The 15096-nt window shown below is 51.6% G+C and carries 11 protein-coding genes, 2 CRISPR repeat arrays and 1 other annotated feature (1 of these 14 only partly in view); all 11 genes read left to right on the top strand.

Annotation, left to right across the window (positions count from 1 at the left end; all coding sequences use genetic code 11):
- Positions 1 to 111, bottom strand: a sequence feature (His leader region); it reaches 11 nt to the left of the window's first position.
- A 318-nt stretch (positions 112 to 429) separates the two neighbouring features.
- Positions 430 to 1254, top strand: coding sequence for an SDR family oxidoreductase (locus tag M2403_RS01010; protein ID WP_152325851.1), 825 nt, complete (start codon positions 430 to 432; stop codon positions 1252 to 1254).
- A 1257-nt stretch (positions 1255 to 2511) separates the two neighbouring features.
- Entirely contained in the window at positions 2512 to 2856 is a 345-nt protein-coding gene (gene flhD, locus M2403_RS01005; protein WP_120508226.1) for a flagellar transcriptional regulator FlhD, read from the top strand.
- A gap of 2 nt (positions 2857 to 2858) precedes the next feature.
- The gene (gene flhC / locus M2403_RS01000; protein WP_101078668.1) at positions 2859 to 3467 is read left to right on the top strand and encodes a flagellar transcriptional regulator FlhC; all 609 of its coding nucleotides are present in this window, start codon (positions 2859 to 2861) and stop codon (positions 3465 to 3467) included.
- Positions 3468 to 3645: 178 nt separating this feature from the next.
- The gene (motA, locus tag M2403_RS00995; protein WP_152325852.1) at positions 3646 to 4536 is read left to right on the top strand and encodes a flagellar motor stator protein MotA; all 891 of its coding nucleotides are present in this window, start codon (positions 3646 to 3648) and stop codon (positions 4534 to 4536) included.
- Entirely contained in the window at positions 4533 to 5651 is a 1119-nt protein-coding gene (motB, locus tag M2403_RS00990; protein WP_259228286.1) for a flagellar motor protein MotB, read from the top strand. The genes motA and motB overlap by 4 nt, the downstream gene beginning before the upstream one ends.
- 10 nt (positions 5652 to 5661) lie before the next feature.
- Complete coding sequence (gene cheA, locus M2403_RS00985; RefSeq protein ID WP_259228648.1) at positions 5662 to 7692, top strand: chemotaxis protein CheA; 2031 nt, start codon at positions 5662 to 5664, stop codon at positions 7690 to 7692.
- Between the two features lie 84 nt (positions 7693 to 7776).
- Complete coding sequence (gene cheW, locus M2403_RS00980; protein WP_095922337.1) at positions 7777 to 8274, top strand: chemotaxis protein CheW; 498 nt, start codon at positions 7777 to 7779, stop codon at positions 8272 to 8274.
- A 535-nt stretch (positions 8275 to 8809) separates the two neighbouring features.
- Positions 8810 to 9137: direct repeats of the CRISPR family, unit length 28 nt; unit sequence GTTCACTGCCGTACAGGCAGCTTAGAAA.
- A 398-nt stretch (positions 9138 to 9535) separates the two neighbouring features.
- A complete protein-coding gene (locus M2403_RS00975; RefSeq protein WP_259228281.1) occupies positions 9536 to 9928 on the top strand; it encodes a hypothetical protein in 393 nt (130 codons plus the stop codon).
- Positions 9925 to 10143 (top strand): helix-turn-helix transcriptional regulator, encoded by a 219-nt coding sequence (locus M2403_RS00970; RefSeq protein WP_259228279.1) that lies wholly within the window; start codon positions 9925 to 9927, stop codon positions 10141 to 10143. The genes M2403_RS00975 and M2403_RS00970 overlap by 4 nt, the downstream gene beginning before the upstream one ends.
- 227 nt (positions 10144 to 10370) lie before the next feature.
- Positions 10371 to 10639: direct repeats of the CRISPR family, unit length 28 nt; unit sequence GTTCACTGCCGTACAGGCAGCTTAGAAA.
- A gap of 225 nt (positions 10640 to 10864) precedes the next feature.
- The gene (gene cas1f / locus M2403_RS00965; RefSeq protein WP_259228278.1) at positions 10865 to 11842 is read left to right on the top strand and encodes a type I-F CRISPR-associated endonuclease Cas1f; all 978 of its coding nucleotides are present in this window, start codon (positions 10865 to 10867) and stop codon (positions 11840 to 11842) included.
- Complete coding sequence (cas3f, locus tag M2403_RS00960) at positions 11839 to 15087, top strand: type I-F CRISPR-associated helicase Cas3f (protein WP_259228276.1); 3249 nt, start codon at positions 11839 to 11841, stop codon at positions 15085 to 15087. The genes cas1f and cas3f overlap by 4 nt, the downstream gene beginning before the upstream one ends.
- The last annotated feature ends 9 nt before the right edge of the window (positions 15088 to 15096 follow it).

Genomic DNA, 15096 nt, shown 5'->3' with positions numbered 1-15096 from the left:
CCCGGAAGAAATCTTCCGGGGGCTCTCTCTGCGTTCTGCGCCACTGGAAGATCTAAACAGTCTCCCAGCACCAATCGCCTGAAAGACTAGTCAGGGTGATGGTGATGATGGTGGTTAATCAGAACGTTTGTCATGTCAGTGTCTCGTTTTGTTCATTCAGCGCCGCGTGATTCAAAACTGAATCATCCGCCACACGTATCAAATTCGTTGCCAATAAAACTAAACTATCGGGCGGCAACTGCGCAACCTTTTTTTCTGATGATGAGTTTTTCTTATCCGCAGCAGGGTTTTCATCAAATAAATGAATGATCTGCTAACAGACGCTGAAAAATCATTACGCTCCACAAAAGGGAAAAGGCGTATTTTGCTAGTATAAAGAGAGATATCTGCAACTGGTGAAATCATGCCAGAGAACAAACGGAGCGATGTATGAAAAAGATTTCGATTATCGGACTGGGCTGGCTGGGCATGCCGCTGGCAATGGCGCTGGCTTCAAAAGGGTACGACGTGGTCGGGAGCAAAACGACGCCCGACGGTGTCGATGCCGCCAGAATGATCGGCATTGAATGTTTCCCGCTGGTCTTCACGCCGGAAATGGAATGCGAATCGGACGATCTCGAAAAGTTGCTCAACGTCGATGCTTTAATCATCACGCTGCCTGCGCGCAGAACGGCGGAAGGCAGCGAACTCTATTTCCAGGCAGTACAACAGCTGACGGACAGCGCACTGGCGCATAACGTCCGGCGCATCATCTTTACCAGCTCGACGTCCGTTTACGGCGACCATGAAGGTGTAATGAAAGAAGACGCGCCGCTGCTGCCGGTTTCACGCAGCGGCATTGTGCTCAAAGAGCTGGAAAACTGGTTCCACGGTTTACCGAATACGTCGGTCGATGTCCTGCGCCTGGCCGGGCTGGTGGGCGGCGATCGCCATCCGGGGCGATTCATGGCCGGAAAAACGCAGGTAAAAGGCGGTCAGCACGGCGTCAACCTGGTTCATCAGGATGACGTGGTTGCTGCCATCACCTTGCTGCTCAGCCTGCCAAAAGGTGGCCATACCTATAATCTCTGTGCGCCTTCGCATCCGGCAAAAGCCGAATTCTATCCGGCACTGGCGCGGCAGATGGGGCTGGTGCCTCCGACGTTTGCTGAAGAACCTTCAGCAGGGAAGGGCAAAATCGTCGATGGCGACCGGATCTGCAAAGAGCTGGGGTTCGAATATCAACATACGGACCCACGAAACATGCCTTTTTAACGTACAAAACCTTATTCCATAATATTACGTTATGACCTGCCTGAAATTCAGGCAGGTTTTTTATTTGGTCTTTTATTGTTCAGTAACAACACCGCACCCTTGTCTGGTCAGATTATGTGCCGTGTATTATTAAATTTTTATTTCCCCCGCTAATTAGCCTGCTTAATAACAGGTTAATCCCCGTGACTATTCAAGAATCCTCTTAATAAATGCATTTAGCGATGTGCTTTATTCGCTTTTTACACGCAGAAAGTGGCGCGGGATGCTGGTTGAGTAATAAAATTCCTATTCTTGAGCTTTCAATTTGCCATTGAGCGGCATAAACCACTTTTTTAAGCACAATCATTAAAGTTTTCCTGAAGAGATGCCGATACGTTTGTACGGCCTAAGTCCGCCGTCTCATTATTTCTTCTTATCAATCTAGTCTGATGACTGGATGTCTGCGCTCGCCTTGTAACAAATTCTTACAATCATTGTCTTTTTGCTTTTGAAATAGCGTGGTTGCTCACGTTTCCCCTACTTTTTGAACTAAATTTAACCAAAACTTTTAGGACTCGTTCCCCTGTAAGCCTTGTGGTGACTGGGTTGCGCAGAATTAGCACAATGATCACGCTATTGGAAATTTACAGCATAAAAAACTGGGTGAACTATGATTGATTGGCGTGTGTGCTAATCATTTGGCTTTAATTGGTCTTTGTACAAAATGATCTCAAAATGGCGAAAAAAGACAGCCACAGCCCCCTTTTTTAGACGCTTTTTTACTTTTGGTTTAAAACTGCGCAAATTTTTACGATAAATTGCACTTTTGGGGACAAAATAAGTTTTAAAAGTGTGATGTGCGTCACACTTTATTCAAAATTCGGCAACGCCCAGATTGTATGTATAAAGGGAACGGGGTTAGAGTTGCGTCGTAGTAAGATTATTCCTAATAATGTATGTAAAAGCGTTTCACTGAATGAGACGCCATCACAGCAACGGACCCTGCCAGTACACCAAAACTGAAGTGTTTCACGATTACTTAGCAGTGCAATTGTCACAATTAATTTAGTTTACATCAGGAACAACTTTGTATTGGCGGTGAAGTAAATACCGCAGGATAAATCTATTTCCAACGTGAGATTTATTAATCAGCCAATGATCCAATTGTTTTGATAGTAAAAAATACTCCTGTCACGCCGGGTGAAACTCTTGCTGCATGGAATATGTCTATCAATCCGCCACCTTAAAAAAGTGGCATCGGTAATGGGGTAGAACAGAATGTCCGAATTGCTAAAGCACATATATGATATCAACCTGTCATATCTATTGTTGGCACAGCGCTTGATTAACGACGAAAAGGCCTCAGCGATGTTTCGCCTGGGGATTGATGACGTAATGGCAGAAACCCTGGGGCAACTGACGCTGCCACAGATGGTGAAGCTGGCTGAAACGAACCAGCTTTTATGTCAGTTCCGCTTTGACGACAGTAAGACAATTGAACGACTGACTCAGGAATCGCGTGTGGATGACTTACAACAAATCCACACCGGCATCCTGTTGTCCAGCCACCTGCTTAAAGGCCTGGCTGCGAAAGACAGCGGCGCGATGAAGAAAAGGGCGTAGCTATGTCAGGGAAAGATGCGTCAACCAAACCGGCAGAAAAAAGTATCGTCCAGGAAGCACGGGACATTCAGCTTGCCATGGAATTGATTACGCTGGGTGCCAGATTGCAGATGCTGGAAAGCGAAACGCAATTGAGTCGTGGCCGACTGATTAAACTGTACAAAGAATTGCGCGGCAGCCCGCCGCCAAAAGGGATGTTACCGTTCTCGACGGACTGGTTTATGACCTGGGAACAGAACATCCACTCTTCCATGTTTTACAACGCGTACTCGTTTCTCTTAAAGAGCGGACATTGTAATGGCGTGGAAGCCGTAATTAAGGCTTACCGTCTTTATCTGGAGCAATGTCCGGAGCAGCCCGGCGAGGCGCCGATTCTTGCTCTGACCCGCGCATGGACGCTGGTCCGTTTTGTCGACAGCGGAATGCTGCAGCTCTCTGCCTGCAACTGCTGTGAAGGTTCATTCATTACCCATGCACACCAACCGCGCCACGGGTTTGTATGCAGTCTTTGCCAACCCCCATCCCGGGCAGTAAAAAAACGTAAACTTTCCCCGCAGGTTGCCGATATAACATCTCAAGAGCTGGACGAACAGGTCAAGCGCGCTGTCTGAGATTGTTAGGTTGCAGTATGTCGTCCGGAGCGGTGGTAGCACCGCTCATCATTTCCCCCTAACGTCTCCGCCATAATCTGGCCCCTTTTATGCACGTTTGAGCTGCGTAACATCGGGCAAGGTGGCACAGCCTCGCGCTTTTCCTCGCCCTAAAACCACATAGAATTAAGGATTCATCGTGCTAGTAATATTAGGTTACCTCGTGGTCATGGGCTCAGTGTTTGGCGGTTTCCTGCTCGTCGGCGGTGAACTGGGCGCATTATACCAACCCGCAGAATTACTCATTATCGGTGGTGCCGGCATTGGCGCCTTCTTCGTCGGTAACAACGGCAAAGCGATTAAATCCACCATGCGTGCCTTACCGCAGCTGTTTCGCGCGTCGAAATACAACAAAGCGTTGTATATGGATTTGATGGCGCTGCTGTACCGCCTGTTAGCCAAATCGCGCCAGCAGGGGATGCTGTCGCTGGAAAATGACATCGACAATCCGGCTGAAAGCGACATTTTCGCTAATTATCCCCGCATCCTTGCCGATAAGCATTTAGTCGAATACCTCACGGACTATCTGCGCCTGATGGTCAGCGGCAACATGAACGCTTTTGAAATCGAAGCACTGATGGATGAGGAAATCGAAACCTACGAGCATGAAAGTGAAGTCCCGGCAAACAGCCTGGCGCTGGTCGGCGATTCACTGCCTGCTTTCGGTATCGTGGCGGCGGTCATGGGGATCGTACATACCCTGGCAGCGGCGGATCGTCCGGCCGCAGAGCTCGGGGCACTGATTGCCCATGCGATGGTGGGGACCTTCCTCGGTATCCTTTTGGCCTACGGATTTATTTCCCCGCTGGCCAGCGTACTGCGACAAAAAAGCGCAGAAAACGCCAAAATGATGCAGTGCATCAAGGTGACTTTGCTGTCGAGTATCAACGGTTACGCGCCACAAATAGCCGTCGAATTTGGCCGTAAAACGCTTTACACCTCCGAACGACCTTCCTTCATCGAGCTGGAGGAACACGTTCGTCAGGTCAAATCACCGGGCCAGAAACAAACTGAAGAAGAAAAAGTATGAAGCATCAGAGCCATCCAATCGTTGTTGTACGCAAGAAAAAGAATAGGCACGGCGGAGGGCATCACGGTGGTTCGTGGAAGATTGCTTACGCTGACTTTATGACAGCGATGATGGCTTTCTTTCTGGTGATGTGGCTGATTTCGATCTCCAGCCCTAAAGAACTTGTGCAAATTGCCGAATACTTCCGTACGCCACTGGCGGTGGCCATTACCGGCGGGCCACGCAGCAGCGATGCCACCAGCCCGATCCCGGGTGGTGGCGCTGACCCGACGGTGCAGGACGGTGAAGTCCACAAAATGGATCAGTCGCAGGGCGAGAGCAAACGTGAGGCCGGAGATTTACAACGCCTGCAGCAGAAGCTGGAAGACATGCTGGCATCCGATCCGCGGCTTAAGGATTTACGTCCGCATCTGATGATTAACCTCACTGAGCAGGGTTTGCGTATTCAGATCATCGATAGCAAAAACCGCCCGATGTTCCAGCTTGGCAGCGCCATTGTTGAGCCTTACATGCGCGATATCCTGCGCGCTATCGGGCCGGTTCTGGACGATTTCCCGAACAAAATCAGCCTGGCCGGTCATACCGATGACATGCCGTATGCGCAGGGCGAACGTGGTTACAGCAACTGGGAATTATCGACCGATCGCGCCAACGCCTCGCGCCGTGAAATGATTATCGGCGGCCTGAGCGAAGGGAAGGTTCTGCGGGTGATGGGCATGGGTTCCACCATGCAGCTTAAAAATCATCCGGCCGGAGACGCGATAAACCGTCGCATCAGTATTTTAGTTCTCAATAAACACGCAGAAGAAGCGATTGAGCGGGAAAACAGTGAGGGCGAAGCGATCACAATCAATGACGCCGGTGAACTGCAAAGACAGGTCCCTGGACGTCAGACTGCCCCGGCACTCGCGCCGAAAATGAGCCCGGCTCCGGCCGTGCCAGCGACACCAGAATCATCAGCAGCACCAGTACAGGTACCATCAATACCCGGGATTACTACGCAGACGCCAGTGACACCATCGGCGGGCGCCCAACCTGCAACATCGGCTCCGGCCGCTGCGACGGTCACGGCACCTGCGACCACATCAACAAGCCGCGATTCACAGCAGAGGTGATCACGTGAGCATGGATATTACTGATTTTTATCAGACATTTTTTGATGAAGCAGACGAGTTGCTGGCGGACATGGAACAACATCTGTTGTTGCTTGATCCGCAAGCGCCCGATATTGAGCAGCTCAACGCGATTTTCCGCGCCGCGCACTCAATTAAGGGTGGCGCAGCGACCTTTGGATTTACGGTTTTGCAGGAAACGACTCACTTACTGGAAAACCTGCTCGACGGTGCTCGTCGTGCTGAAATGAGCCTGAGCACTGACATCATCAACCTGTTTCTGGAAACCAAAGACATTATGCAGGAGCAACTCGACGCCTATAAATCATCCCGGGATCCCGATGCAGACAGCTTTGAATACATCTGTGCAGCCCTGAGACAACTGGCCCTCGACGCGCAACAAGAGCGGGAGCCTGCTCCGGATCTTCACGTCGTCGAATCCGTCCCGGCGGCGAATGCCCCGGAAGCTGCACCGGCCGCACCTGCCGCAGGCAAAGGCGACCTGCGCGTACGCCTCTCCGGTCTGAAAGCCCAGGAAGTTCCGGTCATGCTGGAAGAACTGGGTAATCTTGGCGAAATTAAAGATCCGGTTCAGACCGCAGACAGCGTGGAAGCGACGCTGGTCAACACCGTGACCGAAGACGACATTATTGCTGTTCTGTGCTTCGTGCTCGAACCGGAACAAATCAGCTTCACACATGCCGCCGCCGCGGCACCAGCGGCTGTCGAAACGCCGGCCGCCGTGTCTGTCGTCGCTGAAGCTGCACCGGTTCCGGCCACGCCGCGTACTGCGCCGGTTCTGGCCGCTGTGCCGAACACCGAAGTGGCAAAAGCCCGTGCGCCAAAAGCGCCGGAATCCACCAGCATCCGCGTCGCGGTTGAAAAAGTGGATCAGCTCATCAACCTGGTAGGCGAACTGGTCATCACCCAGTCCATGCTGGCGCAGCGTTCTGACCTGCTGGATCCGGTGATCCACAGCGACCTGCTCAACAGCATGGGGCAGCTGGAACGCAACGCCCGTGATTTGCAGGAATCGGTGATGTCGATCCGTATGATGCCGATGGAATTCGTGTTCAGCCGCTTCCCGCGCCTGGTGCGTGATCTGGCGAGCAAGCTGAACAAGCAAATCGAACTGACGTTGCTGGGCAGCTCAACCGAACTTGATAAGAGCCTGATCGAACGCATTATTGACCCGTTAACGCACCTGGTGCGTAACAGCCTCGACCACGGTGTGGAAACGCCGGAAGTGCGTATCGCCAACGGCAAAGATGCGACCGGTAACCTGACGCTGTCCGCGGAACATCAGGGCGGCAACATCTGCATCGAAGTGATTGATGACGGTGCCGGTCTAAACCGCGAACGTATTCTGGCGAAAGCCGCGTCGCAGGGCATGAACGTCAACGACAACATGAGTGACGAAGAAGTCGGCATGCTGATCTTTGCCGCCGGGTTCTCGACGGCAGAAAAAGTCACCGACGTTTCAGGCCGTGGCGTGGGCATGGACGTGGTGAAACGAAACATTCAGGAAATGGGCGGTCACGTTGAAATCCATTCCCAGCAAGGTAAAGGCACCACTATCCGCATCCTGCTGCCGCTGACGCTGGCGATCCTCGACGGCATGTCAGTGAAAGTCGGTGAAGAAGTCTTCATTCTGCCACTGAATGCGGTCATGGAATCGCTGCAACCGCTGTCGGAAGATTTACACCCGCTGGCCGGTGGCGAGCGTGTTCTGCAAGTGCGCGGCGAATATCTGCCGCTGGTCGAGCTTTATAACGTCTTCGATGTTAAAGACGCGAAAACTGAAGCGACGCAGGGCATCGTGGTGATTTTACAAAGTGCGGGGCGTCGCTACGCGTTGCTGGTTGATCAGCTGATTGGTCAGCATCAGGTGGTGGTGAAAAACCTGGAAAGCAACTATCGCAAAGTGCCGGGCATTTCTGCCGCCACCATTTTGGGCGACGGTAGTGTGGCCCTCATCGTGGACGTGTCTGCCTTGCAGTCGCTGAACCGCGATAAATTAGCAACAGGCGCAACCGCCGCATAACAAGCAAAGCTTCCGGCGACCTGAACCGTCGCCGGGTGTGAAGAACTCAGGCCGATTTAAAGATAAAAAGCAAAGGTGAACAACATGGCAGGACTTGCAACCGTGTCTAAAATTGCGGGCGAAACGGTAGGTCAGGAATTCCTGATCTTTACTTTAGGCGATGAAGAATACGGCATCGATATCCTGAAAGTGCAGGAAATCCGCGGCTACGACCAGGTAACCCGCATTGCCAACACCCCGGCATTTATTAAAGGCGTCACCAACCTGCGCGGCGTGATCGTGCCAATCCTCGACCTGCGGGTAAAGTTCGCGCAGGAAGACGTGATTTATAATGAAAACACCGTGGTGATCGTCCTGAACTTCGAAAACCGTGTGGTGGGGATTGTGGTTGATGGCGTTTCTGACGTGCTGTCGCTGAGCCAGGATCAAATCCGTCCGGCACCGGAATTCGCCGTAACCATGTCGACGGAGTACCTGACCGGTCTGGGATCGCTCGGTGACCGTATGCTGATTCTGGTGGATATTGAGAAGCTGCTGAGCAGTGAAGAAATGGCACTGGTTGATAGCGTGACTAAGATTTAAGTCTTTAACGTCAAGGTCGTGGGCTCGCCGCCCACACTGGCCCAGAGACCCGCAATCGCGCGGGCCTCTGGACTCCACGCTCTTTTCACTGCTCGCTGCCGCTGGAACGACGGACATGTTCTGGCACATCAGCTTGTGGCGCAAATCTTGCCGCTGCGCGGTTCCTTCTCTCGGTCTTCGAGCCATAGGTCTCGAAGCCGCTCCGTTCAGCAAGATTTTTGATCACGCCATTCCCGATCGAATAAAACCTTCGTTCTGATTCTTTTGCAAAATCCAATGCAGAAGGGTGTTGTCTTGCTCCTTCCCAGAGCCAGAGCCAGAGCCAGAGCCATAAGCCGGTTTTGTCCTGCTCCTTCCCCTGCGAAGGGGAAGTCTGGGATGGGGTATTAATGCCATCTCAGAACTCACCCTCTTTTTTACTCATCCGCTAACTCATTGATTTTAATTAGCCAATTTATCCCATAAAAAAGAGGGTTTTTTTCCCCAAACAAGGATAATCTTTTGCCGTTCAAAGGCTAAACATCGAAACCCAACAGTTCACTGCCGTACAGGCAGCTTAGAAAAACATGAGCGACCCGATGCGTGAACTAGAAGCGTTCACTGCCGTACAGGCAGCTTAGAAAGCTGGTCAGGCGGCGCTAATGCCAAGCTGATGGTTCACTGCCGTACAGGCAGCTTAGAAAAAAAAGACACCACACCGCATGCAATGCGCCGAGTTCACTGCCGTACAGGCAGCTTAGAAAGCAATGCTGCATCGCGTGGCGATAGGCATCGCGTTCACTGCCGTACAGGCAGCTTAGAAATGCTTTGAAAACCAATGGCTGATGGTTTGCTGGTTCACTGCCGCACAGGCAGCTTAGAAAGCAATTCAATCTCGGTCAGATACTCAATCTCGGTTCACTGCCGCACAGGCAGCCCCATGTAACTTACTGCAAACCATAAAAACTCCTTGGAATCAGTATCTCATCCCTGCGTTTTGCCCATTTTTAATGTGTGGTTATCCCGTTATTGTTTGCCCGCTGCGGCAAAATCCGCAGTCGGGTGTAGGAGCCCGGTTATCTGCCGTAGCACCGCATTATGTGCTATCGCTTTGTATTACCTTTATAAAACGTTTTATAACGTATATTGTTCAGGTGACTCAGGCGGGGCAGCCTTCGGGCTGGTCGGAAGGTAGACCGATCTCCTACTCCCGCCTGGGTTACCACCTTTAGCGTAGGAGCTAACGTGGTAGCAGAAATGCAATCTGCCATAGGTTTCTTTAATGAAGACATTAGATACCCCCGAAACATCCCCCGATTCATGGACACTCACCGATCGCTGCCGTTTGCTGGCGAATGCGCTGGTGAATCCGCAAAACAGAGCTTCGCAGGACAGACTTTGTATCATGCTGCAAAACGAGCTCGAATACCTTGAAGCGACGTTATCGCAACCCATTCCCGAGCACCGCAAGAATTTGGGGATCCCGATGGACGACGGCTTATTTGATTACGCCGATCCCGAACCCGATGAACTTTGCGATCAGTGCATGGCGCTGAATTTCACCCTGATGACGCTGCATGACAGAAAGATAAAAGAGATCATCACGTATATCTTGTGGGAACGGTTCGAGATGCTGCGCTGCTCGCTGTATGCCTCCGGTGAGGTGATCGCATGAACAAAGACTGGCATCAGGCCGATATTATTGCGGCAATTAAAAAGAAGGGCACTACGATGGCGGCGGTTTCACGTAACGCCGGGCTGAGTTCTTCAACGCTCTCGAACGCATTAACCCGCAAATGGCCGAAAGGCGAAAGGTTGATTGCAGAAGCCATCGGCGTAAAAGCAGAAACCATCTGGCCGAGTAGATATACCGAAATTAAATATAACTGAGAACGGCGCCTTCCCCTTCGCAGGGGGATGAGCAAAAAAGCCCGTTCGGCCCCGCTCTCCGTTAAGGAAAGTGGGGTATCAATGCCCTCTCCAAAATGACCCTCTTTTTCGCACTTTCCCTAACTCCTTGATTTTAATGAATCGCCAACCCCGTCAAAAAAAGAGGGTATTTCTTCCTAAAGAGGAATAATCTTTGGCAGTTCAAAGCCTAAACATCGAAACCCAACAGTTCACTGCCGTACAGGCAGCTTAGAAACGACTGGGATACGCAGAATGAACGGAACAAAGGTTCACTGCCGTACAGGCAGCTTAGAAAGGAGACAGTCGTTCAGTGCAGTATTCTCAGACGTTCACTGCCGTACAGGCAGCTTAGAAAGGACGGGCGCACCACTCGGCCCGGAGGTATTCGTTCACTGCCGTACAGGCAGCTTAGAAATCAAAGGTGAGGCGTTTTATCAGTTCTTGCTTGTTCACTGCCGTACAGGCAGCTTAGAAAATGATGGCTTCGCGCTCCGGGCATTTGGCCATGTTCAATACCGAACAAGCAGACAATATTAAATTAGCCATGTGACTTATTGAACCCGTTATTAACGTATTACCAATATATAAATATCAATATCTCTTATTAACTTTATACAAAAAACATATGTATTTAATCGTTGATGTTAAGGGAAATAGGTTTATTTTAGTTTCCGTCAATTTCCATTGAAAGGAATTCAACATGGCCGACGCATTGATACCCTCTGAGCTGAAAACTATTCTGCACTCGAAGCGTTCTAATATTTATTACCTGCAATATTGCCGTGTGTTGGTCAATGGCGGTCGGGTTGAATATGTTACGGAAGAGGGGAAACAATCGCTGTACTGGAATATCCCCATTGCTAATACCACGGTTGTCATGCTCGGTACAGGTACGTCGGTCACTCAGGCGGCGATGCGTGAATTTGCCAGAGCGGGTGTGCTGGTCGGTTTCTGCGGTGGCGGAGGAACACCGCTTTATGCCGCAAATGAAGTGGAAGTGAATGTCTCCTGGCTGACGTCGCAAAGTGAATACCGCCCGACAGAATATCTTCAGCAGTGGGTCAGCTTCTGGTTCGATGAACAGAAAAGACTGGCTGCGGCGATGGCGTTTCAGAAAGTGCGAAGCCAGCAAATTCGTAAAAATTGGTTACACCCGGTGATGACGCAGGAAGACGGTTTTAAGCTGGATGCGTTAAAAGCAGAGGCAGTGTTACAGCGGTTTGAACAAAGTTTGCCGCAGTGCAATAACATCAACGAACTGATGGCACACGAAGCTGTGCTGACCAAAGGTCTGTATAAACTGGCCGCCACTGCCGCCCGTTACGGTGACTTCACGCGGGCGAAACGCGGCGCAGGCATTGATGTGGCCAATCGTTATCTCGACCACGGTAACTATATGGCTTACGGGCTGGCGGCCACGGCAGTCTGGGTTATCGGCCTGCCACACGGACTGGCGGTGATGCATGGCAAAACACGGCGTGGCGGGCTGGTGTTTGATGTCGCCGATTTAATTAAAGATGCCCTGATCCTGCCGCAGGCATTTATTGCTGCGATGAAAGGTGAAGATGAACAGGAATTTCGACATCGTTGTGTAAGTCATCTTCAGCGTGCAGATGCGCTGGATATTATGATTGAAACGGTGCAATGCGTCGCACAAGAAATAAGTCAGCAGAAATGAATATATTGCTGGTTTCGGAATGCAGTAAAAAAGCGCTGACGGAAACGCGGCGTATTATCGATCAGTTTGCCGAACGCAAGGGAGAACGGACGTGGCAAACCGCGATAACCCTGGAAGGGCTGAATACATTACGGCGAATATTAAAGAAAACCGCCCGCAGAAATACGGCAATTGCCTGTCACTGGATTAAATCGAATAACCAGACTGAAGTCATTTGGATCGTGGGGAATATTCGTAAGTTTAACGAAAAAGGTTCTGTAGCCACCCATTCAACTCAGCGGGATATTGTAAAATCAGGCAGCGAACATCCTTTTCACAGTATCAGCACCATCGGACTGCTGGCTGCCATCAGTGGCCTTTTTCATGATTTTGGCAAGGCCAATACGTTATTCCAGAATAAACTCAGAGGGCAGGGGAAAAGCTTTGAACCTTACCGGCATGAGTGGATTTCTGTACGGCTATTTCAGGCGTTTGTCGGTCAGCAGACGGATGAACAATGGCTGACCGCTTTGCAGAATGTCAGTGCTAAAGATGAAAAAGCCATGATACAAAATCTGGCCAGTAATAATCTCAGTCACACTCATAACAGCCCGCTCGAAGGTTTGCCCCCTGTCGCGCGGCTGGTTGCGTGGCTGATTGTATCGCATCACCGCCTGCCGGTTTATCCGCGCCACAACGCTAACTATAACAACCCGCCGCAGCTTACCGACATCCGTCACTGGCAGGATCAACAGTTCGCGCCCTGCTGGAATTCCACCAATATGGATGCGCCATGGACGCCCCGTGAGCAGCAGGCTGTCTGGCAGTTTCCGCACGGCACGCCGGTGCTAAGTGCAACGTGGCGCAGCAAAGCGCAAAAATTTGCCACACGGGCGCTTCAGCTGCCGCTGTTTGCTTCGCCTTATATGGAAGCAGAACAACGATTTACCCGCCATCTCGCCCGGCTGGTGCTGATGCTCTCCGACCATTTGACCTCCTCGCTTGAAGCGACGCCAGGCTGGCAGGATACGCAATATCCCGCCATCGCCAATACTGACAAAAAGACCGGTAAACCCAAACAGCATCTTGATGAGCACAATATTGGTGTCAGCCAGAATGCCTGGCTGCTGGCACGCAGTCTGCCCGGTATGCGTGAAACCTTACCGGCAATCTCACGCCATAAAGGGTTCAGGAAACGCGTACAGCAAGAGAAGTTTCGCTGGCAGGATAAAGCCTTCGATTTAGCCTGCGGGCTGCGTGAAAACGCCCGGCGGCACGGATTTTTTGGCGTGAATATGGCCTCGACCGGTTGCGGCAAAACGCTGGCGAATGCGCGGGTCATGTACGGACTGGCGGAGGATAAAATCGGTTGCCGTTTCTCGGTCGCGCTCGGGCTTCGAACGCTGACCCTGCAAACCGGTGATGCGCTGGGCGAAAAACTGCATCTCGATAAAGAAGATTTGGCGATCCTGATCGGCTCGCAGGCGGTTCAGGAACTGCATCAGCTGAATCAGGATGACAAGCTGATAAAGAGTACCGGCAGCCAGTCAGCAGATGCACTTTTTGCTGAACATCAGTATGTGCGGTATGAAGGAATGCTGGATACGGGTCGCCTGGGACAGTGGCTTAAAGGCAAAGAAGCGCTGCATAAATTGCTGAGCGCGCCCGTTCTGGTGACGACGATAGATAATCTTATCCCCGCCTGTGAAAGTCTGCGTGGCGGTCATCAAATTGCGCCGATGCTCAGGTTACTCACGTCTGATCTGGTGCTTGATGAGCCCGATGATTTTGATATGGCCGATTTGCCTGCGCTGTGCCGGCTGGTGAACTGGGCGGGAATGCTCGGTTCGCGGGTGTTACTTTCTTCGGCAACGCTGGCCCCGGCGCTGGTTCAGGCATTATTCAGTGCTTATGTCGCCGGACGCAAAGATTATCAGCAAGCCTGCGGCCAGCCTGATTTACCACTGAATGTCTGCTGCGCGTGGTTCGACGAATTTAATGTGTCTGAAAGCCAGCATATGACCGGTAAATCGTTTGGCGAGCAGCACCGTGAGTTTGTGAAGAAGCGGGTGCCTTTGCTGCAACAGGGCAGCCCGCTGCGACGGGCTTCTCTGGTCACAGTATCCCCGGCAACAGCACGCGAGCCCGACGTGCTGAATGCGGTGTCAGCACGTCTGCATCAGTCATTAATCGAACTGCATAATGCGCATCACCACGGCAAAAAACTGACTGTCGGTCTCGTGCGTATGGCAAATATCAACCCGCTGGTTGGCGTGGCGCAACGCCTGATGGCAACGTCGTCTCCGGCAGATGTGCAAATACATTATTGCGTTTATCACAGTCAGTATCCGCTGGCATTGCGCGCTCACATTGAAAACCGGCTGGATGTCATGCTGGCGCGACATGACGAAGACGCTATCTGGCAGGTGGAAGAAGTCCGCAAAGTGCTGGCTGTTCATCCTGAAAAACATCACATCTTCGTGGTGCTCGCTACCTCCGTTGCCGAAATAGGCCGTGACCATGATTATGACTGGGCGATCGCGGAGCCGAGTTCCATGCGTTCCCTTATCCAGCTTGCCGGTCGTGTACAACGGCACCGGCAGTTCGCTCCGCAATTTCCTAATATCCATATTCTGCATAAAAACGTTAAGGCCCTGGAAAAGAAAGCGCCCGCCTACTGCAAACCGGGTTTTGAAAGCGGCGGCAATGCCTTTGCCAGCCATGATTTGCACGATTTACTGCGCCCTGAAGAATACGAAATCCTCAGCGCCATTCCGCGTATACAAGAGCGGGAAACACCGGATCCTCAGATGAGCATGTCTGATATGGAACACGGGCGTTTATGGCCGGAGTTGCTCGGACGAAAACCCTGCGGTGACATCTACGCTGCCCGCTGGTGGCGTGATCAGGCCGAATGGTGCGGCGAATTGCAGGCGCGCACCCCGTTTCGTCAGTCAGCGCCAGACAGACAATATTATCTGTGGCTGGAAGAAGAGGGCGACAAGCCGCGCTTCCGGCAGCCGGACGACGGGAGCGAAGGGTGGAAAGACAGCAGCGGATTTAAGGCTATTGCTCTGGATTATGCCGAAGGCGTCAGCCAGTGGATGGAAATGAATTGCGAAACCCTCTATCAGAGTCTGGCAGAGAGTTTCGGCTGGGAACTTAATCGCGTCAGTAAAACGTTTGGAGAAGTCTGTTTAGCCGACGACGAAAACACCCGATGGCACTGTCACGAAGCGTTAGGAGTGTTTGGTGCACCCCATTAATCAAGGAGA

This window comes from Rahnella sp. BIGb0603, assembly GCF_024808755.1.
In the GTDB taxonomy this organism is placed as follows: Bacteria; Pseudomonadota; Gammaproteobacteria; order Enterobacterales; family Enterobacteriaceae; genus Rahnella; species Rahnella contaminans.
The sequence above is the reverse complement of the archived record's forward strand: the minus strand, read 5'-3'. Positions and strand labels throughout refer to the sequence as shown.

Coding starts and splice junctions, on each gene's coding strand:
- cas3f (WP_259228276.1), top strand. CDS start 11,839: ATGAATATATTGCTGGTTTCGGAATGCAGTAAAAAAGCGCTGACGGAA.
- M2403_RS00975 (WP_259228281.1), top strand. CDS start 9,536: ATGAAGACATTAGATACCCCCGAAACATCCCCCGATTCATGGACACTC.
- cheA (WP_259228648.1), top strand. CDS start 5,662: ATGGATATTACTGATTTTTATCAGACATTTTTTGATGAAGCAGACGAG.
- M2403_RS00970 (WP_259228279.1), top strand. CDS start 9,925: ATGAACAAAGACTGGCATCAGGCCGATATTATTGCGGCAATTAAAAAG.
- flhD (WP_120508226.1), top strand. CDS start 2,512: ATGTCCGAATTGCTAAAGCACATATATGATATCAACCTGTCATATCTA.
- cheW (WP_095922337.1), top strand. CDS start 7,777: ATGGCAGGACTTGCAACCGTGTCTAAAATTGCGGGCGAAACGGTAGGT.
- motB (WP_259228286.1), top strand. CDS start 4,533: ATGAAGCATCAGAGCCATCCAATCGTTGTTGTACGCAAGAAAAAGAAT.
- cas1f (WP_259228278.1), top strand. CDS start 10,865: ATGGCCGACGCATTGATACCCTCTGAGCTGAAAACTATTCTGCACTCG.
- flhC (WP_101078668.1), top strand. CDS start 2,859: ATGTCAGGGAAAGATGCGTCAACCAAACCGGCAGAAAAAAGTATCGTC.
- M2403_RS01010 (WP_152325851.1), top strand. CDS start 430: ATGAAAAAGATTTCGATTATCGGACTGGGCTGGCTGGGCATGCCGCTG.